The sequence below is a fragment of the Thermosulfurimonas sp. F29 genome, assembly GCF_019688735.1.
Classification (GTDB): Bacteria; Desulfobacterota; Thermodesulfobacteria; order Thermodesulfobacteriales; family Thermodesulfobacteriaceae; genus Thermosulfurimonas_A.
Genome location: NZ_JAIFYA010000001.1, coordinates 712526 through 735058 on the forward strand (window position 1 = coordinate 712526; position 22533 = coordinate 735058).

General features: G+C 60.5%; 22 protein-coding genes and 2 tRNA genes. 16 read left to right on the forward strand and 8 right to left on the reverse strand.

What is annotated here, in order from left to right:
• Nucleotides 1–133 precede the first annotated feature (133 nt).
• The 9 genes from K3767_RS03735 (at nt 134) to K3767_RS03775 (ending at nt 10517) form a co-directional block, all read left to right on the forward strand.
• Nucleotides 134–2074 (forward strand): methyl-accepting chemotaxis protein, encoded by a 1941-nt coding sequence (locus K3767_RS03735; protein ID WP_221172210.1) that lies wholly within the window; start codon nt 134–136, stop codon nt 2072–2074.
• A gap of 67 nt (nt 2075–2141) precedes the next feature.
• Entirely contained in the window at nt 2142–2453 is a 312-nt protein-coding gene (rplU, locus tag K3767_RS03740) for a 50S ribosomal protein L21 (protein WP_221172211.1), read from the forward strand.
• 39 nt (nt 2454–2492) lie between these two features.
• A complete protein-coding gene (gene rpmA, locus K3767_RS03745) occupies nt 2493–2762 on the forward strand; it encodes a 50S ribosomal protein L27 (protein WP_221172212.1) in 270 nt (89 codons plus the stop codon).
• Between the two features lie 87 nt (nt 2763–2849).
• Complete coding sequence (gene mfd / locus K3767_RS03750; RefSeq protein WP_221172213.1) at nt 2850–6215, forward strand: transcription-repair coupling factor; 3366 nt, start codon at nt 2850–2852, stop codon at nt 6213–6215.
• On the forward strand, nt 6215–7138 hold the full coding sequence (locus K3767_RS03755) for a SurA N-terminal domain-containing protein (protein WP_221172214.1): 924 nt from the start codon (nt 6215–6217) through the stop codon (nt 7136–7138). The genes mfd and K3767_RS03755 overlap by 1 nt, the downstream gene beginning before the upstream one ends.
• A gap of 31 nt (nt 7139–7169) precedes the next feature.
• On the forward strand, nt 7170–7508 hold the full coding sequence (locus tag K3767_RS03760; RefSeq protein WP_221172215.1) for a helix-turn-helix transcriptional regulator: 339 nt from the start codon (nt 7170–7172) through the stop codon (nt 7506–7508).
• Between the two features lie 3 nt (nt 7509–7511).
• Complete coding sequence (gene recO, locus K3767_RS03765) at nt 7512–8249, forward strand: DNA repair protein RecO (protein ID WP_221172216.1); 738 nt, start codon at nt 7512–7514, stop codon at nt 8247–8249.
• Nucleotides 8246–8917 (forward strand): TIGR00730 family Rossman fold protein, encoded by a 672-nt coding sequence (locus K3767_RS03770; protein WP_221172217.1) that lies wholly within the window; start codon nt 8246–8248, stop codon nt 8915–8917. The genes recO and K3767_RS03770 overlap by 4 nt, the downstream gene beginning before the upstream one ends.
• 4 nt (nt 8918–8921) lie before the next feature.
• Nucleotides 8922–10517 carry a carbon starvation protein A gene (locus K3767_RS03775; RefSeq protein WP_221172218.1) on the forward strand — a complete coding sequence of 532 codons (1596 nt, stop codon included), beginning with the start codon at nt 8922–8924 and terminating at the stop codon, nt 10515–10517.
• Between the two features lie 31 nt (nt 10518–10548).
• On the opposite strand, the gene K3767_RS03780 is transcribed toward K3767_RS03775, so the two are convergent.
• From K3767_RS03780 to K3767_RS03795, 4 genes are all read right to left on the reverse strand, one after another.
• Nucleotides 10549–11205 (reverse strand): radical SAM protein, encoded by a 657-nt coding sequence (locus K3767_RS03780; protein WP_221172219.1) that lies wholly within the window; start codon nt 11203–11205, stop codon nt 10549–10551.
• Entirely contained in the window at nt 11183–11608 is a 426-nt protein-coding gene (queD, locus tag K3767_RS03785) for a 6-carboxytetrahydropterin synthase QueD (protein ID WP_255592197.1), read from the reverse strand. Before queD ends, K3767_RS03780 begins: the two co-directional genes overlap by 23 nt.
• Nucleotides 11574–11648: transfer RNA gene (locus K3767_RS03790), tRNA-Cys, on the reverse strand. The genes queD and K3767_RS03790 overlap by 35 nt, the downstream gene beginning before the upstream one ends.
• Before the next feature lie 33 nt (nt 11649–11681).
• Nucleotides 11682–11753: transfer RNA gene (locus K3767_RS03795), tRNA-Met, on the reverse strand.
• 74 nt (nt 11754–11827) lie between these two features.
• Here K3767_RS03795 and K3767_RS03800 point away from each other — a divergent pair.
• Both K3767_RS03800 and K3767_RS03805 read left to right on the forward strand, forming a co-directional pair.
• Nucleotides 11828–12493: a Crp/Fnr family transcriptional regulator gene (locus K3767_RS03800; protein ID WP_221172220.1), complete on the forward strand. Its 666-nt coding sequence runs from the start codon at nt 11828–11830 to the stop codon at nt 12491–12493.
• Nucleotides 12480–13109, forward strand: a complete 630-nt coding sequence (locus K3767_RS03805) for a TrmH family RNA methyltransferase (RefSeq protein ID WP_304941222.1) — start codon at nt 12480–12482, stop codon at nt 13107–13109. The genes K3767_RS03800 and K3767_RS03805 overlap by 14 nt, the downstream gene beginning before the upstream one ends.
• Here K3767_RS03805 and K3767_RS03810 read toward each other — a convergent pair.
• Nucleotides 13106–13387: a hypothetical protein gene (locus K3767_RS03810; protein ID WP_221172221.1), complete on the reverse strand. Its 282-nt coding sequence runs from the start codon at nt 13385–13387 to the stop codon at nt 13106–13108. The genes K3767_RS03805 and K3767_RS03810 overlap by 4 nt on opposite strands.
• Nucleotides 13388–13469: 82 nt before the next feature.
• Here K3767_RS03810 and K3767_RS03815 point away from each other — a divergent pair, with 82 nt between their 5' ends.
• The 5 genes from K3767_RS03815 (at nt 13470) to K3767_RS03835 (ending at nt 19453) form a co-directional block, all read left to right on the forward strand.
• Nucleotides 13470–15206, forward strand: a complete 1737-nt coding sequence (locus K3767_RS03815) for an SLC13 family permease (RefSeq protein WP_221172222.1) — start codon at nt 13470–13472, stop codon at nt 15204–15206.
• 9 nt (nt 15207–15215) lie between these two features.
• On the forward strand, nt 15216–16154 hold the full coding sequence (locus K3767_RS03820) for a universal stress protein (RefSeq protein ID WP_221172223.1): 939 nt from the start codon (nt 15216–15218) through the stop codon (nt 16152–16154).
• Nucleotides 16155–16216: 62 nt separating this feature from the next.
• Nucleotides 16217–17191, forward strand: a complete 975-nt coding sequence (locus K3767_RS03825; protein WP_221172224.1) for a sulfite exporter TauE/SafE family protein — start codon at nt 16217–16219, stop codon at nt 17189–17191.
• 23 nt (nt 17192–17214) lie between these two features.
• Complete coding sequence (locus K3767_RS03830; protein ID WP_221172225.1) at nt 17215–17625, forward strand: hypothetical protein; 411 nt, start codon at nt 17215–17217, stop codon at nt 17623–17625.
• Nucleotides 17626–17722: 97 nt separating this feature from the next.
• On the forward strand, nt 17723–19453 hold the full coding sequence (locus K3767_RS03835) for a chloride channel protein (protein WP_221172226.1): 1731 nt from the start codon (nt 17723–17725) through the stop codon (nt 19451–19453).
• Here the strand turns inward: K3767_RS03835 and K3767_RS03840 are convergent.
• From K3767_RS03840 to trpD, 3 genes are read right to left on the reverse strand one after another with little or no spacing between them, the layout of a single operon-like run.
• The gene (locus K3767_RS03840) at nt 19450–20109 is read right to left on the reverse strand and encodes a TrkA family potassium uptake protein (protein WP_221172227.1); all 660 of its coding nucleotides are present in this window, start codon (nt 20107–20109) and stop codon (nt 19450–19452) included. The two genes, K3767_RS03835 and K3767_RS03840, sit on opposite strands and share 4 nt — an antisense overlap.
• Complete coding sequence (locus K3767_RS03845) at nt 20109–21461, reverse strand: TrkH family potassium uptake protein (protein WP_221172228.1); 1353 nt, start codon at nt 21459–21461, stop codon at nt 20109–20111. Before K3767_RS03845 ends, K3767_RS03840 begins: the two co-directional genes overlap by 1 nt.
• Entirely contained in the window at nt 21458–22498 is a 1041-nt protein-coding gene (gene trpD / locus K3767_RS03850) for an anthranilate phosphoribosyltransferase (protein ID WP_221172229.1), read from the reverse strand. The genes K3767_RS03845 and trpD overlap by 4 nt, the downstream gene beginning before the upstream one ends.
• Nucleotides 22499–22533 lie beyond the last annotated feature (35 nt).

Sequence of the window (22533 nt, forward strand, 5' to 3'; positions counted from 1 at the left end):
AAAAAAAAAAAAAAAAAAAAAAAAAAAAAAAAAAAAATTGAAAAATACACAGAATAGTTGTAAAATATATCGGTGGGAGTTAATATATAGTTAAAAGCAATATGTTCAAATATATTAAATAAGGGAGGCGAAGATGAAAAAGGTGCACTTTTCTATTCAAAATCTTTTAATTTTATTCATATTCTTAACCATACTCCTTCAATTCTTTTCGATGGGGGCGGTCTGGCACCTTTTTCGTTATCAGGGGGAGCTGGCCCGGCTTATCAACCTTTCCGGGCGCCAGCGCATGCTCACCCAGCGGATGACCAAGGAACTGCTGGAATTTCTCCGGGAGCCCTCCGGCAAGATGCGGGAGAGGTTGGAGGCCACGGTGGCCCTTTACGACGAGACCCTGAAAAAACTTTCCGGACATCCGGCGCTTCGCGGGGACGAGGCCGTCCGGAGGGCCCTTTCCGAAAACCTGGCCTTCTGGAAGAGATTCCGGGGAGAGCTGGAGACCCTTCTTACCCTTTCCCCGGAGGATCCCTCGTTTGAGGAGCACCTGCGGTTTGTAAAGGAAAACAATCTCCATCTCCTGGAGCTTTCCCACCAGGTGGTAAGAAACATCGAAGGCCTGGCCCTCAGGAGACAGGTTCAGACGAGGTGGGCCCTGGGGGGGACCACGGTGGCATTTTTGGTGCTGCTGGTTTTTCTCTTCCTTTTCGCCCGTAGGGCGGTAATCCGTCCCCTTTCCGAGATCACGGAGGTGTTCCGGCACCTTGGGGCGGGGGACCTTTCGGTGGAGATACCGCGGGCGCGACTTTACGAGGTGAGGGTTCTGGCCGAGGCGGCCCGGGGGATGGCCAATTTCGTTTCCCGCACCCTTCAGGCCGTAGGGGTCCAGAACGAGCTTCAGCAGGCCTCGGAGGAGGTTGTCCGCACCACCGGGGAAAGGCTGAATACCGGTTCCCGGGAACTGGAGGACTTTGCCGAGGAGATAGGCCGGGCCATAGTGAACGCCAGAGAATCGGTGGAGGCGGTGAATCGGTCCTCCCGGGAGCTCACGCAGGCCATAAACGAGATCTCGGAAAGCGTGACCCGCACCGCCACCGCCACTGGTGAGGCCCGGACGAAGGCCGAGGCCACCGACGCGGTGGTCAAGCGCCTGGGGGAGCAGGCGCAGGAGATCGGCTCCATCGTGGAGACCATACGCCAGATCGCCGAACAGACCAATCTTCTGGCCCTTAACGCCACCATCGAGGCGGCCCGGGCCGGGGAGGCCGGAAAGGGATTCGCCGTGGTGGCGGGTGAGGTGAAGGAACTCGCCCGGCAGACCGCCGAAGCCACCGAACGCATTACCGAGACCATCCAGCGCATTCGCCAGGGGGTGGAGGAGGCCGTGGCCTCCACCGACGAGATCACCCGCACGGTGATCGAACTCAACGAACACGCCAACACCATAGCCAGTGCCGTGGAGGAACAGACCGCGGTGGTTTCGGAAATATCCCGCAGTCTGGAAGGGGTGGCGCGGGAGGTGGAGGGACTCTCCGGTCGTTCGGAACAGTTGACCCGGATGGCCTCGGAATTCACGGAAATGGCCACGGAACTGGCCGGTTCCCTGCGCGGCGTTCGGGAAAGCGTGGAGGAATTGGGACGCATTAATCGCCTTTTCAGATCCCGTGAGGTTTCGCTTGAGGTCCGGGGGGTGTCCTCCACCCTGGCCCTTCAGGAGGCCGTGCTGGCACACATCATGTGGCGCTGCCGGGTGATCGAAGCGGTGCTCAAAAACGAAAGCCCTCAGGTGCAGAGGGATCCCACCAAGTGTTACCTGGGACGCGTATTGCAGACCTGGCATCCGGAGGATTCCCGGGCCGCGGATCTGCTGGAAAAGGTGCGCGAACCCCATCGCCGTCTCCACGCCCTGGTGGATGAGTACGATGCCTGGGCCGGAGAGGCCGAGCGAAGCGTTGAGGAACGACTCTCCTGGCTGGAGGAAAATCTCTATCCGGTCTTCCAGGAGGTAATAGGAATCCTTCTGGAACTCCTGGATTATTGCCGTCGTCGCTATATGGCCGGGGTGGACGAGGTGATTTAGGCCCCTTGACAAGTTTACAAAGCCTCATAAAAATGCGGTGATACTCGGTTCAAGGGAGGAGGTAGCGGTGTTTGCGGTGATCAAGACCGGTGGAAAACAGTACAAGGTGGCGCCGGGGGATACCCTGCGGGTGGAGAAGCTTCCGGGCGAGCCCGGGGAGACCGTGGAACTTTCCGAAGTGTTGCTCGTGGCCGGCGAGGGAGATCTCCGGATCGGCACTCCCGTGGTGGAAGGGGCCCGGGTACGGGCCACCATCCTGGAGCAGGGGCGCAGCAGGAAGATTATCGTTTTCAAGAAAAAGCGGCGCAAAAACTACAAACGCAAGCGCGGCCATCGGCAGTACTTCACCGTGCTGAAGATTGAGGAGATCGTGGTATAAGGGCCGGCGCATCCCGGAATAACTTCAGGAGGTGAAATCATGGCCCACAAAAAGTCCGGCGGGGCCTCGAGAAACGGCCGGGACAGTCACAGTAAGCGACTGGGGGTCAAGCGCTACGACGGTCAGGTGGTACGGGCCGGGAACATTCTGGTGCGCCAGCGGGGAACCAGGATCCGTCCCGGGTTCAATGTGGGTATGGGGCGGGACTTCACCCTTTTTGCCAGGATCGACGGGGTGGTGCGGTACGAGACCCGCGGCGGACACAAGGTGGTGAGCGTATATCCCCTGGAGTCCGCACGGGCGGCCTAAGCGCGCCTTTTTGTGGAGCTTCCGCAAGAGCTAAGGAATCTTGAAGACTTCCTTTCGCAGGGCCGGGGGGATTTCAGATTAGGGGGATTGCGTCCGGTCTCCCTGGCCTTTCTTTTTTCGAGAATTTCCCTTCCCCCGTCTCTGTTGCTGATCTTTCCCGGGGAAAAGGAGGGCCACGAGTTCGCCAGGGCCTTTCGTTTCTTCTCCGGGGAGGAGGTGGAGGAATTCCCGGCGGTGGAGCACCCTCCTTTCGCCGAGGTCCTGGCCTCCCCGGAGGAGGGAGCGGCCCGCATGGGGGTCCTCTCCAGGCTCCTTCTGGGGAAGGGGCGTCTCCTCGCCCTTTCCGTGGAGGCCCTTTTCCGGAGACTCCCCCCTCCGGAACTCCTCAGAGAGGTCTACGAATACCTCATCCCCGGCGAGGAGTTCCCGCGGGAGGAATTGCTGGAAAAGCTCGTGGGATTCGGCTACGAACGCGTGGGAGTGGTCCAGAGGAGGGGAGAGTTTGCGGTCCGGGGTTCGGTGATCGACCTCTGGCCGCCGGGTTACGAGAAACCCTTGCGGTTTGACTTTTTCGGGGATCAGCTGGAAAGGATCAAGGTCTTCGACCCCGACTCCCAGCGCACCGAGGCGAGCCTGGAGGAGGCCTATGTCTTTCCGGTAAGAGAGGCCTTTTTTTCCGGGGATAGTGCCCGGATTTACGAGAAGCTTTTACGCCGGGCCGAAAGGTACAGGGTCCCCTCGGAAAGGCTCGAGGGACTGCGTGAGGAAGTGGCCCTCAGGCAATTTTTTGATCCGGAGGAGTTCTGGCTTCCCGTGCTTTTCGAAAGGCTCGTTACCCTGTTCGACTATCTTCCCCCGGAGACCCCGGTGGTGCTCTTTGAGCCGGAAAGGATCCACCGGAGGGCCGAGGCCTTCCGGGAGAGGGTGCTTTCGGGTGCCCGGAGGGCCGCGCGTCGGCTCCTTTCCGAGCCCGAGGAGGTCTTCCTCACCCCGGAGGAGCTACGGGAGATTCTTTCCGGATTTCGAGGGCGTCTTCTGGTGCGCGAACTTCCCCTCTCCGGGGATCTCGATCCGGGGATCAGGCCCCCCGCGGCCCTCGAGGCTCCGGGAACCCCGGGGCGGGGGCTCGAACGGGGCCTATCCCTGGTGCGAACCGTGCTCGATCAGGGGGAACACCTGGTGCTCGCGGTGTCCCGTGAGATGGCGGCCCGAAAACTGGCCGAGCTACTGGTCCGGGAGGGGCTGATCCGGAACACCCCCGTCGTGAAAGGGGCTCCTTTCCGGGAGGAAGACCGGCGGGTACCACTCGAGATCGTGATCGGGGATCTGCCGGAGGGCCTTTTCTGGCCGAGGCTGGCCCTGGTGGTGCTCTCCGAGGCCGAGCTCTTCGGGAAACCCCCTTCGACGGAGCGGGCCCGGAGGTGGCCGTCCGCCCTCCGGTTCGAGGAGCTCAAACCCGGAGACTATGTGGTGCACCGGGAACACGGGATCGGGATCTACCGGGGTCTCGTAAGGCTAGAGGTCGGTGGGGTGCCGGGTGAGTTTCTCCTGGTGGAATACGCGGAGGGCGACAAACTCTACCTTCCCGTGGATCGGCTCGGAGAGATCCACCGGTATGTGGGAGTTGACGAAAGGCCTCCCAGGCTTGACCGTCTCGGCGGACGATCCTTCGCCCGTCGCAAGGAGAAGGTCAAAAAGGCCGTCCGTGAGATCGCCCAGGAACTGGTGGCCCTCTACGCGGCCCGCAAGGTGGCCCGCGGGCACGCTTTTTCTCCGCCGGACCTGGTCTTCCGGGAGTTCGAGGCGTCCTTTCCCTACGAGGAGACCCCGGATCAGGAGGCCGCCATTCAGGAAGTGCTTTCCGACATGCAGAGCCCCCGGCCCATGGATCGGTTGCTCGCCGGGGATGTGGGTTACGGGAAGACCGAGGTGGCCCTGCGGGCGACGATGCTGGCCGTGCGGGACGGAAAACAGGTGGCGGTGCTGGTTCCCACCACGGTGCTGGCCGAACAGCACTATCGCACCTTTACCGAGCGATTGGGGCCCTTCGGGGTCAGAGTGGGCGTGCTTTCCAGACTCAGGCCCCCCGCCGAACAGCGGGAGACCCTGCGCGGACTCGCCTCCGGGGAGATCCAGGTGGTTATCGGCACCCACCGGCTTCTTTCCACGGATGTGCGTTTCCGGGATCTGGGGCTTCTCATAATCGACGAGGAACATCGCTTCGGCGTCCGGCACAAGGAACGCCTCAAGGAACTCAAAAAGACCGTGGATGTCCTGGCGCTTTCGGCCACGCCCATTCCCCGGACGCTTCAGATGTCGCTGCTAGGGATCCGGGACCTCTCGGTGATCGAGACCCCTCCGCCGGGCCGTCTCCCGGTGAAAACGGTGCTGGCCAAGATGGAGGCCGAGGTGGTGAAGGAGGCCATCGAACGGGAGCTCTCCCGGGGGGGACAGGTCTTCTTCGTCTATCCCAGGGTGAGAGGGCTTTCGGCGCTGGCCGGCTGGATCCGGAAACTGGTCCCCCGGGCCCGGGTGGAGGTGGCCCACGGCCAGATGCCGGCCCGGGATCTGGAAACCATCATGGCCCGTTTCGTGCGTCGGGAGATCGATGTCCTGGTCTGTACCACCATCATCGAAAGCGGACTGGACATCCCCACCGCCAACACTATCATCATCTGTCGGGCCGACCGTTTCGGTCTTTCCGAAATCTATCAGCTACGGGGCCGGGTGGGACGCGGTCGGGTTCAGGCCTACGCCTACCTGCTGGTCCCCTCGCTTTCCGGCCTAACGGAGGAGGCCCGTAAGAGGCTCAAAGCCCTCCTGCAGTTCACCGACCTGGGATCCGGATTCCGGCTGGCCCTGAGCGATCTCAAGATCCGAGGAGCGGGAAATCTCCTGGGCACCACCCAGTCCGGACACATCGCCGCGGTGGGCTACGACCTCTACCTGGAGATTCTGGAAAAGACCGTGCGGGAGATGAAGGGAGAAAGGATCGAGGAGGCCCCGGAACCGGAGGTAAGGCTCAACCTTCCGGCCTACTTCCCCGAGACCTATGTGCCGGATGTGGAGCAGAGACTGCATCTCTACCGGGAACTTTCGCTGATCCGGAACGAGAAGGACCTGGCCGATTTCCGGGAATCCCTCCTCGACCGTTTCGGGGAACCTCCCCCGGAGGGAGAGAACCTTCTGGCCCTCACCGAGCTCAAGATAAAGCTGAGACGGCTCAGGGTGTTGGCCCTCGAAGCCCGGGGGGAAGAACTGGTCTTCCACCTGGGAGAGGATCCGACCTTTTACGAACGGGGGGTGCGTAGAGTTAGCCAGACCTTCCGCTTCGTGCGCCTCACCCGCAAGGGGCAGCTGCGGGTCAAGCCCGAGGGAGAAATTCTTAAAGAAGCCCTGCGGATCTGTGCTATCATGGAAGAAGGGAAAACGGAAAAGGAGGTCTCCAAATAATGGGATGGCGCCGGGTTTTCGTCCTGATTTTACTGTTTGTTTTTCCGGTGGCAGGAGTTACGAAAGGAAAGATTCTGGATCGCATAGCCGCGGTGGTCAACGACGAGGTCATCACCCTCTCCGAGGTGGACGAGGCCGCGCTTCCTCTCTACAGGAAATATCTCCGCGGAGTAACCGATCCCCTTGAGGAGGAAAAATTAGTTCACAGGATCCGGCGGGAGGTTCTGAATCAGCTCATCGAAGAGAAGCTTATCGAGCAGGAGGTAAAGAAGTACAAGATCACCGTGAGTGACGAGGAGGTGGAGGCCTTCCTGAAGGAGGTGGTGTCCCGGGTAGGGGGGGAGGAGGCCTTCCGGCGTTTTCTGGCCGAGCAGGGCCTTACCCCGGAGGAGTATCGGCAGAGGATCCGGGATCAGTTGCGGAAGATCAAGTTGATACGGGGAAGCGTTCAGGCCCGGATAGTCATAACCGACGAAGACATCGAACGGTACTATCGCGAGCATTATCTCTCCGCCAAAAATCGGGTGTATCACCTGGCCGCCATCGTCACCACGGAGGAATCCCGCATCCGCAAGGCCTGGAAGGCCCTGCAGAAAGGGGCGGATTTTGCGGAGGTGGCCCGCAGGTACTCCGAAATTCCGGGGAGCGGAAGCGACCTCGGTCGCTTCAAGCTGGAGGAGCTGGCTCCGGAGGCCCGCAAAGCCCTGGCCGGGGCCAAAGCCGGACAGGTCCTCCCTCCGCTAAAGGCTTCCGGACGCTGGTACATATTCAAGGTCCTTTCCGTGGAGTCCCCGGCGACGAGACCCCTGGCGGAGGTACGGGAGGAGATTCGTCAGAAACTCTATCAGAAGGCCCTTGACGAATACTTTCAAAAGTGGTTGAAAGAGCTGAAAGAAAGGGCTTTCATTAAGGTTTTTATTTGACATGACGGAAAAATTCGGTCTAGGAGCGTATTTGCGGGAAATCCGGGAGCGCCAGGGGCTTACCCTGGAGGAAATCGCCGAGGAGACCAAGATAAACTGCCGGTTCCTGCGCGCCATAGAGGAAGAGGCCTGGGAGGATCTCCCGGGGGAGGTCTATGTGAGGGGATATCTCAGGGCCTATGCCGAGGCCGTGGGACTCGATCCCGGGGAGGTTCTGGCCCGGTATTCCGAGAGGCGTCTCCGTCCCGAAAACGAGTGCGGAACGGCCACTCACCATCGCCGGCTGACCGTTTCCGGGTATCTTATCGGGGCGGTTATCCTCCTGATTCTGGCGATGGTATTTTACCTCATGGTCTCACACTGGCACTGAGAGGTGAAGACCCCTTTTGAGGCCCTGGTTTTATCCACGCACGAAATTTCCGAGAGCGATCTCCTGGTGAGTTTCCTTTCGGCCGCGCGGGGGCGTTTTTCCGCGGTGGCCAAGGGGGCCCGGCGCAGCCGGCGGCGTTTCGTAAACAAGCTCGAATCCGGGCACCTTCTTCGGATCCACCTGCGTCGATCCCGACGGGGTCTGGCCCCTATTATCGAGGCCGCAGACCTTCTGTGGGCTCCCGAAAGACTCCGAAGCCATCCCCGGGCTTTTGTCCTGATGCACTACTTTCTGGAGACATGCGAGCGTTCCTCCCCCCCGGCGGAGGGTCGCGAGGTCTTTCCCCTCCTTAAAAAGGCTCTGGAGGTTCTCGAGGAGAGTCCGGATCTCCCTCCGCTCAAGTCTTACTTCGAATTCCGTCTGATGGGGCTTCTGGGCTGGGCCCCGGAGTTCTCCCTCTGCCTGGGTTGCGGAAGGGAACTTCCCGGGGGAGCCTTTTTCTCCTTTACCAGAGGCGGAGCGGTGTGCGGGGACTGTGCCCTTGAGGGAGACCGAAGGCTTTCGGCCCGGGCCCGGGGACTTCTCCGTTCCTTTTCGCGTCTTTCCTTTGCGGGACTTTTCCGTGTTTCCGTCCCCGGAAAGGTGCTCAAAGAGGTGGAGGAGGTGCTGGAGGCCTTCTTGTTAAAGGTGCTCGATCAGGATATAAAAGCCCTTAAAGTTCTGCGGGAGTTTGAGGCATGAAGAGGGACCTCGAGGACAAACAGTATGTATTGAACGGACTGGCCGCCCGGGAGTCCTGGCGTCTTTTCAGGATCATGGCGGAATTCGTGGAGGGGTTTGAGGAGCTCCCCAGAGTCTATCCCGCGGTGACCATCTTCGGTTCCACCCGGGTCCGGCCCGGGGATCCCTGTTACGCCAAGGCCGAGGAGGTGGCCCGGGAGCTGGTCCGGGCCGGTTTTTCGGTAATCACCGGGGGAGGTCCCGGGGTCATGGAGGCGGCCAACAAGGGTGCCGCCGAGGAAGGCGGCTGGTCCGTGGGGATAAACATAAAACTTCCCCTGGAGCAGGAGCCCAATCCTTACGCCAACCTGCGCCTCGAGGTGCGTTACTTCTTCGTACGGAAGGTCCTTATGGCCAAGTATGCGGTGGGCTTCGTGTTTCTCCCCGGAGGTTACGGGACTCTGGACGAACTCTTCGAGGTTATCACCCTGGTGCAGACCCGAAAGATAAGACCCGTGCCGGTGGTGCTGGTGGGAGAGGACTACTGGCACGGGCTCGTCGAGTGGCTGCGGGGAACGGTCCTTGCCGGAGGCAAGATCTCCGAAAGCGACCTGGAACTCTTCACCGTGCTCGACGACCCCGGGGAGGTAGTGGACTACATTAAAGAGAAGGTGCGGTTGAGGGCTTGAGTGGATGAGTGGACGGACCCTGATTCTCGTCGCGGTGGGGATCTTCGGGATCGGATACCTCTTTTACGGAAGGTTGCTTTCCCGCTGGTTCGGGGTGGACGACCGGCGCATCACCCCGGCCCATCGATTCCGGGACGGTCTCGACTTCGTGCCCACCTCCACGCCGGTTCTCTTCGGTCACCACTTTGCCTCCATAGCCGGGGCCGGTCCCATCGTGGGGCCCATCCTGGCCGCCTCGTACGGCTGGCTGGGGGTGTTTCTCTGGCTGATCCTGGGGGCGGTACTGGCCGGAGGGGTGCACGACATGGGGGCCATCATGGCCTCCCTGCGTCACGACGGCCGCTCCATAGGGGAAATCCTGAGGCAGTATCTCGGCCCCACGGCCCAGCGTCTCTTCCTCCTTTTTGCCACCGCCACCCTGATCCTGGTGGTGGCCGCCTTCGATGTCATCGTGGCCAAGACCTTCGTGGCCTCCCCTCCCGTGGCCACGGCCTCCGCGGGCTTTCTGGTCCTGGCAATCCTTTTCGGAATACTTTACTACAGGGCCGGAGTTTCTCTTCCCTTCCTTACCTTCCTGGGTATTCTCGGTCTTCTTTTCTCCATCTGGATAGGGTTCAGGTTTCCCCTGCGCCTTCCGGAGAATACCTGGCGCCTCGTCCTTTTCGGGTATGTCTTCCTGGCCGCGACCTTTCCCGTATGGCTCCTCCTGCAACCCCGGGACTACCTCAACGCCTTTCTCCTGTACGGGCTGCTTTTCGGGGCCTTTCTGGGATTGCTGCTAAGCCATCCCCCGGTGCGTCTTCCGGCCTATACCGGTTTCACGAACGAGCTCGGCCCCCTCTTTCCCATCCTGTTCGTGATCACTTCCTGCGGGGCCATCTCGGGGTTTCACTCCCTGGTGGGTTCCGGAACCACGGCCCGCCAGGTGGCCCGCGAGTCCCAGGCCCGTTCGGTGGGCTACGGAGCCATGCTTCTTGAGGGCGTTCTGGGAGTGATCGCCCTGTGTGCGGTGGTGGGCCTGAGCCTTCCGGAATATCGGGAACTCCTCAAAACCCGGGGGCCCATCGCCACCTTCGCCTCCGGAGTGGCCGGCTTTTTCGCCGCCCTGGGTATTTCTCCACCCAAGGGCCGGGCCTTTGCCGCGCTCGCGGTTTCGGCCTTTGCCCTCACCTCCCTGGATACCGCCACGCGGGTGGCCCGGTTCATGCTCGAGGAGCTGTTTTCTCCGGGGAGTTCCCATGTGTCCACCCCCCGCAGTCGCGTGGTGTTTACCCTTGCGGTGGTGGGACTTTCGGCGGGCCTGGCCTTTTCCGGGGCCTGGCAACGGATCTGGCCCCTCATGGGCACGGCCAATCAGCTGCTGGCGGCCCTGGCCCTTCTGGCCCTCTCCGTGTGGTTAACCTCCTCCCGGCGGTTCTCCCTCTTCGTTAAGGTTCCGGCCCTTTTCATGCTCGCGGTAACCCTCACGGCCCTGGTCCTTCTCGTGCGGCGCAATGTTCTTTCCGCAAACTGGCTGCTCGCCACCCTGGGGGCCGGACTCCTGGCCCTCACCGTGCTCCTCCTGCGCCTGGCCCTCCGCAGACTCAGAGGAGCCGCCTGAACCGGTGTGGACCCGGCTCATCGCCCCCCTTTCAGGGGAGCCCCAGAAGTTTGTGTAGCTGGATTTGGAGGCGCACCGGAAGACGGTCCGCAAGGATCAGCCGGGCCAGTTTCTCCGGGGGCATCTCCTCCCATACCGGCGAGAAAAGGACCTCCACGAAGCGGAAAAGACCCCGGGAGAGGACCTCCCTCTTCGCCCAGAGGTAGTCTTCCTCGTCAGCAATGACGAACTTGATTTGATCGGGGTAGCGAAGATACCGGAGGTTTTCGGGATTCATGCGGTTGCTCATCCCCGAGGAGGGGGGCTTCCAGTCCACGATCTTGATCACCTCCCGGGGGACGCGCCTTAAGGAGAGGCTCCCGTTGGTCTCGAGATACACCCGCACCCCTTCGGCGAGAAGGGCCTCCATGAGGGTGTAGACCGCCTCCTGAAGCAGCGGTTCTCCTCCGGTGATGAGCACCTCGGAAAGTCCCGAACGGCGTCTTCGCTCCAGGATTTCGTTTACGGGAAGCGGGGTGCCGGAGCCCGGGAGTCGGCTTTCAGGGGTGTCGCACCATCGGCAGGAGAGATTGCATCCGGAGAGTCTCACGAAAAAGGCCGGACGCCCCGCCGCCGTTCCCTCACCCTGAAGGCTCACGAAGGTTTCCCGGACCCTCAGAACGCCCTCAGTGGCCGAGGAAGGAGGCACAGGACCTTTCCGTTTCGCAGACCGTGACCCGAAAGACCCGCACCGGTTTGCCGGAGAGTTTTTCCGAGAGTCTCTCGAAGATGTAACGGGCCAGGTTTTCGGAGGAAGGATTTTTCTCCCGAAAGGCCGGAAGCTCGTTCAGATGGCGATGATCCAGTTCGGAGAGCACCTCCCGCAGGGCCGCCTTAAGTTCCCTGAAATCGATGAGAAAACCTGTTTCGTCTAATTCCTCTCCGCGCACGGCCACCTCCACCCTCCAGTTGTGGCCGTGGAGGTTCTCGCAGGACCCCCGGTAGCCCCGGAGTTGATGCGCCGCGGAAAATTCGTCCCTTACCGTGAGCTCAAACATGGCCATCGAAGGCGAAAAATGGAGGCGGCGCGGGGATTCGAACCCCGGATTCACGGCTTTGCAGGCCGTCGCCTTACCACTTGGCTACGCCGCCGGCCTCGTCCTTTGATTATATCCCAGTTTACCATGGCGGCGGAGGGACTCGAACCCCCGACCTAGGACTTATGAGATCCCCGCTCTACCGCTGAGCTACGCCGCCACCGTTCTATATTAATCTTTCAGGGGTTGCCCTCTTTGTCAAGGGCCCATCCCCCTATAAAATTAGACCCGGATATGGATACCCGGAGCGCGCTCAGAAAGGCCTCCCTTTTCAGGGGGCTTCCCGAGCAGGATCTCCTGCGTCTGGCCGAGATAGCGCTTCCCAGGCGCTACGGTAAGGGCGAGGTCATCTTCTCTGCCGGCGAGGAGGCCAGGGGCTTCTACCTGGTGGCCGAGGGAATGGTGAAGATCTATCGTCTCTCCTCCCGGGGGCGCCAGCAGATCCTTCATGTCTTCGGACCGGGAGAGGTCTTTGCCGAAGCGGCCCTCTTTTCCGGATCCCGGTATCCGGCCTGGGCCGAGACCCTGGCCCCCTCCGTGGTGTTGTTTTTCCCCCGTCAGAGCTTCCTCGATCTAGTGCGCCGGCGACCGGAATTAGCCCTGAACATGCTGGCCGTTCTTTCCCTCCGTCTCCGCTCCCTTGCTGCCCTGGTGGATTCCCTTTCCCTGAAGGAGGTGCCGGAACGGCTGGCTGCTTACCTCCTCTATCTCGCCGAAAACCACGGTCCGGAGTTCGAGCTGGAGATCCCCAAGGGGGAACTGGCCGCCCTCCTCGGGACCGTCCCGGAGACCCTTTCCCGGGTCCTGAGCAGGCTTTCCGAGGAGGGTCTGATCGAGGTTTCCGGTCGCCGGATCCGGATCCTCAACGAGGAGGGATTGCGAAGCCTTGGCCGTCAATAACCGGGAGTATCTGGTCCTCCCCCGCCGACTCTCCCGGATGCGGGAGGTGCTGGCTCGCCGCCAGAAGGACCTGGTCCTCTTTATGGATCGGGTCCGAAACGAACACAACTTTTCGGCCCTGATTCGCACCGCCGAGGCCGTCGGCGTGTTGCGCATCATTTACGGTCTCGTGGAGGGGGATAGGGTCCCCATCAATGAGGCCGTCACCCAGGGAGCGCACCGCTGGGTCTTTCTGGAGGAGACCCGTAATCCCGCGGAAAGCCTTCGACGCTTACGCGAGGAGGGCTTTCAGGTGGTGGTGACCTGGCTCGGGGCCGGGACGCTGGACTTTCGGGAGGTGGACTACACCCGTCCCACGGTCATCGTGGTGGGAAACGAGGCCGAGGGGGTCTCCCCGGAGCTCCTGCCGATGGCCACCCATCGTATCCGGATCCCCATGGTGGGAATGGTGCGCAGTCTGAATGTTTCCGTGGCCACGGGCATCATCCTTTACGAGGCCTTTCGACAGAGGGAGGCCGCCGGCCTCTACGAAGAATCCCGTCTCTCCGGAAGCGAAATGGAAGAAATCCTGAGACGCTGGGCCTACGAGGATGTCATCCGGGAGCGCAGACGCTAGGGTCCCGGATCGTCTCTTTCCCCGAGATCGTCGGCATAGAAGACCTCGAGCTCGATCCCGGTGGCGGCGAGTTCCTCCACCAGGAGATCCACCTGATGGACCCGGATGAGGTTCCCCTCCGAGTGAGCCGGGATAAAAAGCGCGGCCCGGGGCGGACGCACCGAAAGCACCTTCGCCTCGATCCGGAATTCCGGGGGAAGCCCGCGAAGGTGTTCCCGAAAGAACCAACGGAGGAAAAGACGCAGGTCTTTGGCGGAACGGAAACCCCTTTTCTGCACCGTTTAAGGGATTTACAGGAAAAGAAAAATTTAGTAAAGCCAGAAAGGGCTTCAAGAAAACACCGCCGGAGGGAGAGCGATCATGAGAAAGGGCTGGTTCGTCTTTATCGTGCTGGCTGTCCTCCTGGGAAGAGGAGCGGTCGGGGCTATGGCCGCTCAATCGCTCGTCAATCTCCATGTTTCCGGACGCGTGCTGGATTCGCACAAGGAACCGGTGGACGAGGCCGAGATCAAAATCCTCCTCAACGGAAAACCCCTGACCTTCCGGAAGGGCGAACACGGGCACCACGAATTAACCAGCATTGAGACCGAGGCCGACGGTTCCTTCCAGGTGGTGGCCCAGGTCCCCGGAGAGGCCCTGCGAAACGGAAGGCTCGAGATCGAGGTCTTCAAGAGCAGCTTTCGCCCGGTAACGCTTCCCGTCGATCCTTCGGAAGTGGCCTTCCACGGCGAGGATGCCTTCGTGGTGAAGAATGTCCTGCTTGAGCGTTACCTGGGGCCGGCCTTCTGGATCGCCACGGTGATCTTTATCCTGGCCTATGTGCTCATCAGTTTCGAGCTTCTGCACCGCACCGTGGCGGCCATGCTGGGAGCGGCGATCATGCTCGCGGTAACCTATACCCTGGGGGCGTGGGATCCGGCCTTCCGGATCATCTCCTACGAACGGGCCATCGCGGCCATCGACATGAATGTGATCTTTCTCCTCATGGGCATGATGATCATCGTGGGGGTGCTCAAGCGCACCGGAGTATTTCAGTGGTGTGCCTACAAGAGCTACCAGCTGGCCCGGGGAAATGTGTTCCTCCTCTGCGTGATCCTTTCCGCCTTTACCGCGGTAACCTCGGCCTTTCTGGACAATGTCACCACCATGCTGCTCCTTACCCCGGTTACCATCGAGATCGCCCTATCTCTAGGGCTTTCTCCTCTGGTTCTCCTCATTCCCGAAATCCTGGCCTCCAACATCGGGGGCACCGCCACCCTCATCGGGGACCCCCCCAACATAATGATCGGTTCCTATGCCGGTCTTACCTTCATGGACTTCGTGGAGAACCTGGGGCCGGTGGTGGCCCTTTCCATGGTGGCGCTATTCGTCTTTTCGCGTCTGGTTTACGGGAAGGACTATGCCCGGGCCAGAGTAGAAGATGTGGAAGCCTTCATCGCCAAACTTCGGGAGGAATACCGCATCACCGACGGCACGCTTCTCACCGTGGGCCTCATCATCATGACCATCGTCATTTTCTTCTTCGTGACCCACGGGATATTCCACATGGAGGTCTCGGTGGCGGCCCTTTTCGGAGCCTCCCTTCTCTTCACTTACGCCCTGGTCACCAAGAAGGTGGATCTCCTGGAGGTGGTGGAAAAGGACATCGAATGGACCACCCTTCTCTTTTTTATGTTTCTATTCATACTGGTGGGGGCGGTGGAGGAAACGGGGTTGCTGGCCATCGTGGCTGACGGGGTGTACAAACTTTCACACGGCTCCCTTACCGCAGCGATCTGTCTTATTTTGTGGGTAGCGGCCATAATGAGTGCTTTCGTAGACAACATTCCTTTCACCGCCACCATGCTTCCCATTACCGCCTATCTCACCCGGGTCATCCCCGGGGCGGAGAGCAATGTCCTGTGGTGGGCTCTGGCCCTGGGGGCCTGTTTCGGCGGAAACGGCACCATGATCGGAGCCAGTGCCAATGTGGTTACGCTGGGGATTGCCGAGGCCGCGGGACACCGGGTGAAGTTCTTTGAGTACATGAAGGTGGGTTTCGTGTACATGGTCATAAGCGTAGCCATAGCCAATATCTGGCTTTTGATCTTTTATTAGGAGGTGGAGATGCCGGTAAGATTTTTTCCACACCTGGAAAAGATAATGGTTCCCCTGGGGAAGGACGGGGCCTCGGAGGCCCTCCTTAACTTTTTGACCTGTCTTCTGCGGGGGCTTCCCGAGGATCTGGTGAAGGTGGTGTATCTGGTGCATGTGGTTTCCTCCGACGCTCTCAAAAGGGCCTCCCGGAGGGATCTGCGGCTGGAGGCCCTCTTTGAGGAGGAGGACCTACTGCGCCGTCTCTATCAGGAATATCTCAAGCGGGAGGCCGAACCCTTTCTGGCGGAGGCCCGAGACAAGCTCCGTGAGGTCCTGCCGAACTTGCCGGTAAAGGAAGTGATTCTCAGCGGAAATCCCCCGCGGGTTCTTTCCAGGTTTGCCTACGAGGAGGGGTGCGGCGCGGAGATCATCGCCCGGCGGGGGCGTTCACACATCGCGGAACTCGTTCTGGGGAGCTGTACTCACGCCCTTCTGCATCGTCCGGGCGAACACTCCACCTATGTGGTGGGGAGAAAATTCGTGGAGAGTGGAGCCTGTCGGCAGCCGCGATTTCTGGTGTGTCTGGACGGATCGAAGGCGAGCTGGAAGGCTCTCGAGGAGGCTGCGGGGCTGGCTATGCTCTGGAAGGCCCTGGAGGTGGTACTCTTTCATGTGGTAGACCTCTTGCCCGAGGAGGAGGACCGTAAGGGTGCCGTGGCGGACGAGATTCTGCGCACGGCGGAGGGCTTTCTGCGGGAGAGCGGGGTGCAGAGCCGGATTTCCGCCCGGGCCGTGGTCGGGGATCCCGCCGAAGAAATCGTTAAGGAGGCTGAAGAGGGAGATTACGACCTGGTGTTTCTGGGGAGGCGGCCCCGAAGCCCCTTTGAGGAGTTCTTCCTGGGGAGCGTTTCCGAAAAGGTGATGCACAGGTTGACCTTCCCCACCCTGGTGGTGGCCACCCGCGGTTGAGGCTTGCAAAAAGGATTAAAAGCGTTAAAGAGGGTCAAAAAGTTATGTTAAGGAGGGAGGGGATGAGGTTAATTAAAAGATTGTGGTTTCCGGCATTGGTTGTGGGTACTCTGGTATGGCTTTATTTTAGCAGGGACACCCTGGCGGCCGAGGTGCCGGCCAAGCCCGGGTGGCCCTGGTGGGTTTGGCCCACCATCCTTTTCCTTTTCACCTTCACCATCGGCATCATTTCTCCCATGTCCGGGGTGGGGGGAGGAGTGCTCTTCGTGCCCCTTTCCACGGCTTTCTTTCCCTTTAGCGTGGACTTCATCCGGGGGGCCGGTCTCATCATGGCCGTGACCAGCGCCTATTCCTCGGTGCCCAGCTTCGCCCGCACGGGCCTGGCCAACATCCGGCTGATGGCCGCGGTGGGCTGGGTGGTCATGGTCTCCTCCATTATCGGGGGATTTGTGGGGCTCTGGGTGAGTAACGCCTTCCCCAACGGGAAGTGGTACATCATCTTCGCCCTGGGCCTCATCCTTCTGGCCGTTTTCATCATCATGATCACCTCCAAGCGGGTGGAATATCCGGAGGTGAAGGAACAGGACGGAATCTCCAAGGCCCTGGGGCTTAAGGGGAGCTGGTTCGAACCCACCCTGGGGCGGGTAGTGGAATACAAAATCACCCGTTTTACCCTTTCTCTTTTTCTCTTTGCCGGGGTGGGATTCATAGCGGGTATGTTCGGTTTGGGGGCCGGCTGGGCCAATGTGCCGGTGCTGAACCTGGTGATGGGCTGTCCCATTAAGGTGGCCGTGGCCACCAGTATGGCCATCATAATGGTAAACGCGGCAGCCATCTGGGTTTACATGGCCAAGGGGGCCACGCTTCCCCTCATCGTGGTCCCGGCGGTGCTGGGGATCACCATCGGGGCTCGCGTGGGGGCCTGGCTCACCGTGCGGGTGAAACCGGCCTTCATCAAGTACCTGGTTCTGGGGATCATGTTGCTGGCCGCAATACTCAATGTCATCAAGGCCCTGAAAGGGCTCCATGTGATTTAAAATTCCTTTAAGGAGGGAGGATCATGGAAAATAAGGTACAGATTGATCCGGTAAACGAGGCCTTCGCCAAGGCCACGGAGATTTTTACCTATCTGGGAATCGCGGTGATGATCGTTTTCGGTTTGCTTTACCTGGTAGGGCTTCCGGGCTTCGTGGACATGAAGCAGGCGGTGGCCCACTGGCAGCTTTCGGTGGACGAGTTCTGGCGGCAGATCAAGGGAGCTCCTCTCTACGGATATTCCTGGTTCCTCTCGCACCTCAACAAGATGGATTGTCTGAGCATGATCGGGATCGCCATCCTTTCCTTCGTGCCGGTGTTCGGGTTTCTGGCCGCCATTCCCAAGAGCCGCTCCAAGGCCTACACCATCTTCTTCCTCATCCTGGTGGCCGGTTTCGTGTTTGCGGTGATTCAGCCCATAGTGATGCCCAAGTAGAGTTTCTTACGGGCCTTTGAGGAGGATTTTCACCGGGGCGATCCGGTACGGATCGCCCCTTCTTTATTTTTGGAGACGGGGCGGGCATAATAGGGGTATGCCCTGGTGGCTCCGTCGGCTTTCCCGCATCAACGAACATGTGATTAATGCGGCCCTGGCCATTTTGATCGGATTCGTAGGCGGGGTCGGGGCCATTGCCTTCCGTTTCATGATCAAGTTTTTCCAGGCCCTCTTCTATCATGACACCCGGGACTTTCTCCTCTTCTATCATAAGGTATCCCCCTGGGCCAAACTCTTTCTCCCGGCTCTGGGCGGGCTCATCGTGGGGCCCATTATTTTCTTCTGGGTGCGGGAGGCCAAGGGGCACGGAGTGCCGGAGATAATGGAGGCCCTGGTGGTGCGGGGCGGGCGCCTTCGGCCCAGGCTCACCTTTTTTCAGATGCTGGTTTCGGCCATCTGTATCGGCTCCGGTAGTTCCGTGGGCCGCGAGGGTCCCATCGTAATGATCGGTTCCTCGGCCGGCTCTGCGGTGGGACAGCTCCTGCGGGCCCCGGAGGAACGCCTGCGCACCTTCGTGGGTTGTGGTGCCGCGGCGGGAATCGCCGCCACCTTCAATGCCCCCATCGCCGGGGTCCTTTTTGCCGTGGAAATACTCCTCAACGACTTCCGCCTGGAGAAGTTCAGTCCCATCGTGCTATCCTCGGTGGTGGCCACCGCGGTGGCCCGAAAGTATTACGGGGATTTCCCCGCCCTCCAGGCCCCGCCCTACCACCTGGTGAGCCTTCAGGAATTCGTCTTTTACGGGTTCCTCGGAATAGCCGCGGGGCTTGCCGCGGTTCTCTTTATTCAGGTCCTCTACTGGTGTGAGGATTTTTTCGACCGCTTGCCCTTCCCCGAATACCTTAAACCGGTCCTCGGCGGTCTCATCATGGGACTTTTCCTGCTGAAGATCCCTCACCTCTTCGGGGTGGGCTACGGAGCCGTCAACCGGGCCCTTCACGGGGAGCTTCCGGCAAGGCTCCTCCTTCTTCTCATCTTTGCCAAGATCCTGGCCACTTCCATCGTGCTCGGTTCCGGACACTCCGGAGGGGTCTTCGCCCCTTCGCTTTTCATAGGGGCCATGACCGGTGGACTGGTGGGTTGGATAGTGCACTCCATGTTCCCGGCTTTAACCGCCTCTCCCGGAGCTTACGCCCTGGTGGGGATGGGGGCGGTGGTGGCCGCCGCCACTCACGGCCCCATTACGGCCATACTCATCATCTTCGAGCTTACCGGAGACTACAGCATCATCCTTCCCCTGATGCTCTCCTGCATAGTGAGTACCTTCGTGAGCACTTTCCTCAAGGAGGGCTCTATCTATACCATCAAGCTTCTCCGTCGGGGACTTACCTTAAGACGGGGCTGGGAACAGAGTGTCCTTGCCGGAACCCTGGTGAAAGAAGTTATGGATTCTCACTTTCAGACCGTTCCCGAAGACGCTTCCCTTTCCAGGGTGATCGAGGCCCTGGGGCGCAGCCCGCATTCTTACCTCCTAGTAGTGGACGAGCGGGGGGAGCTTTCCGGAATCATATCCTTTCACGATGTGCGGCTGGCCCTCCTTAAGGGACGGGAAGAAGCCGCCAGGCTTACCGCCGGGGACATAGCCACCAGGGAGGTGATCACCATCACCCCTGAAGACACCCTCCTTGAGGCGCAGCATCGCCTGGCCCGCCTGGGGGTCTCCCAGCTTCCGGTGGTGGACCCGCGGAATCCACGCCGCATCGTGGGAATGATCTCCATGCGGGACATCTTGAGCTTCCACGAAAGGGCCCTGCTGAAACACCTCTAGCTTTCGGAGGTGAAGAAGGAGAGATCCTTCTGGTGGCCAACGAGGTACAGCAGATCGTCCCTTTCGATTACATAGTCCGCCGGGGGAAGGAGCTGAATTTGATCGGAAAAGGCCCTTTTCACCCCTATGACATAGACCCGGTGTTTGCGCCGCAGATCCAGTTCCTTGAGACTCTTGCCCACGAAATCCGGGGGAGGCTTGACCTCGGTAATGTAGAAGTCCGGAAGAAGGGGCAGGAAGTCCAGGAAATTGGGCATGACCAGAGATCGGGCCAGCCGGATGGCCGAATCCCGTTCCGGAATGATGACCCGGTGGGCCCCGATCAGGGAAAGGATCTTGGCCCCTTCCTCGTTGAGGGCCTTGGCGATGATGTTCCGGGTTCCCAGTTCCTTGAGAAATAGGGTGACCAGGACACTCTGGGCCAGGGACCCGATGGCCACCACCACCGTATCCATCTGATCGAAGCCCAGATGTTCGAGGGTTTCCCGCCGGGTGGCGTCAGCCACCACCGCCTGAGATACGAAGGGACTTATCTCCTCCACCGCCTTCTCCGAACGGTCCACCGCCACCACTTCCTGTCCCTGTTCCGCAAGGGTGCGGGCCAGGTAGCTTCCGAATCTTCCCAGACCGATTATGCCGAACTGTTTCTTGCCCATCAGCCCAGCAGGACCTCCTCCTTAGGATAATAAAACTCTTTAGGCCGGGAGGAAAGCCCGGTGAGGAGGACCGCCAGGGAGAGCACCCCCACCCGTCCGGCGTACATGGTGAAGATCAATACCACTTTGGACCAGGGGGAAAGTTGGGGGGTTATTCCCGTGGAAAGCCCCACCGTTCCCAGGGCGGAAACGGTTTCAAAGAGGCGGGCCAGGAATTCCGTGCCGGAGGAGGCGAAGGTGTGTCCGGGGGCCGAGAGGATCAGGAGGAACTGAGCCAGAAAGATGGTAAAGGCGTAGAGGGACACCAGGGTCAGGGCTTTGAAGACGATGTCCTGGGGTATGGTGCGCCGGAACACCGTGGCCCGGCTGTAGCCCCGCAGTCTACTCCACACCGAGGCCACCAGAACCCCGAAGGTGGTGGTTTTTACCCCTCCTCCGGTGGAACCGGGACAGGCACCTACGAACATGAGGAAGATGAGTACATAAAGACTTACCTCCCCGAAGCGGGAAAGATCGATGAGATTGAAACCGGCGGTGCGGGCACTCACGCTGAGGAAAAAGGCGTTGAGGATCTTCTCCGGGAGGGAAAGCCCGGTAAAGGCTCGATTTTTTTCGAAGATCAGAAAGAGAAGACCCCCCATCAGAATGAGAATCAGGTGCGTGGTCAGGGTCAGCCGGGTGTGGAGCGACCACTTCCGTATTCCCCTGGAGCGGAGACGCTGGACGGCTTCGAATACTATCGGGAAGCCGGTGTTCCCCGCCAGGATGGCCAAAGCGATCACTGTCGGGAGGTAGAGGTTGCGGCTGTAAGAGGTGAGCCCGGCAGGGAGATCCGAAAATCCCGCGTTACAGAAGGCGGAAACCGCGTGAAAGAGGGCGTGGAAGAGGCCCTCGCCGGGGTTCGAGCTCCAGAAGGCCGGGATCAGGAGGAGGGTAAGGACGAGCTCCGTACCGAGGGTATAGATCACGATGGTGAGGATGAGAGAACCCAGGTGGACACCGTGATAGGGGGCGAAACTCTCCTTCAGGGAGAGACTTTCGATTACGGGGACGGAGCGTCCCATCAGGATGAAAAACAGGGTGGAGAAGGTCATGATCCCCAGACCTCCCAGCTGGATGAGAGCCAGGATGACCAGTTTCCCGGGCAGGGTAAAGGTGGTGGCGGTATTGACCACGGTGAGCCCGGTGACGCATACGGCGGAGGTGGAGGTGAAGAGGGCGTCCAGAAAGGAGAGCTTTTCCCCGTGCATCCAGGGGAGCCACAGAAGGATGCCTCCGATCAGGGCCGTTACGGCGAAGGAAAGGGCCAGGTAAAGGGCGGAGCGCAGGGGCGGACGGTTGGCGGATTTCATTGACGGACGAGCTTAAAGAAGTGTCGGATCTCCTCGAGTTTCCGGAGGGCCGCTCCGGAGGAAAGGATTTCCCGGGCCAGGGCCACCCCTCCCCTGAGATCCAGGGTCTTTTCGGCGGCGTAGAGGGCCGCCCCGGCATTGAGCAACACCATGTCCCGTTTGGGGCCTTCCTCCTTCCCGGAGAGGATGGCCTCGATGAGGCGGGCGTTTTCCTCCGCGTCCCCTCCCTTGAGTTCTTCGGGATCCTCACAGAGCTCGAGCCCCACATCCTCGGGATCCACATAGTAGGTGGTGATCCGGCCCTCCCGCAGTTCGGAGACCTTGGTGGAGCCGGTTACGGTGAATTCGTCGTAGCCGCCCTCCCCGAAGACCACCAGTGCTCTCCGACACCCCAGCGCGTCCAGGGCGTAGGCCATTTTTTCGGTCAGACGGAAGTCGAAGACCCCCAGGACCTGGGTGTTGGCCCCGGCGGGATTGGCCAGAGGCCCGAGAAGGTTGAATATGGTGCGGAAACCGAGCTCCCGCCGGGGGCCCATGACCGCCTTTACCGCCGGATGATAGGCCGGGGCGTAAAGGAAGCAAAATCCCACCTCTTCCAGCGCGCGGGCGGAAACCTCCGGGGGGACCTCCAGGGGAATCCCCAGGGCCTCCACCACATCGGCGCTTCCGGAGCGGCTGGTCACGGAACGGTTCCCGTGTTTGGCCACCGGTACCCCCGCCGCGGCCACCACGAAAGCGGCGGCAGTGGAGACATTGAAGGTGCCCTTGGCGTCGCCACCGGTACCGCAGGTGTCCACCAGGGGGCTCTTATCGGAGAGGCCGTGAGGCACCCTCACCATACGTTCCCGCAGGGCCCGTGCGGCTCCGGCCACCTCCTGCCAGGTCTCTCCGCGCATACGCCAGGCGGTAAGCAAGGCCCCGATCTGGGCCGGACTGGCCTGGCCGTCCATGATCAGCCCTACCACCTGCGCGGCCTCCTCCTCGGAAAGCTCCTTCCCCTCTGCCAGGGCGGCGAGATAAGGTTTAAGCCGCTCCACCGAACCCTCCCCTTCCGGAAAATTTTTTCCATAAC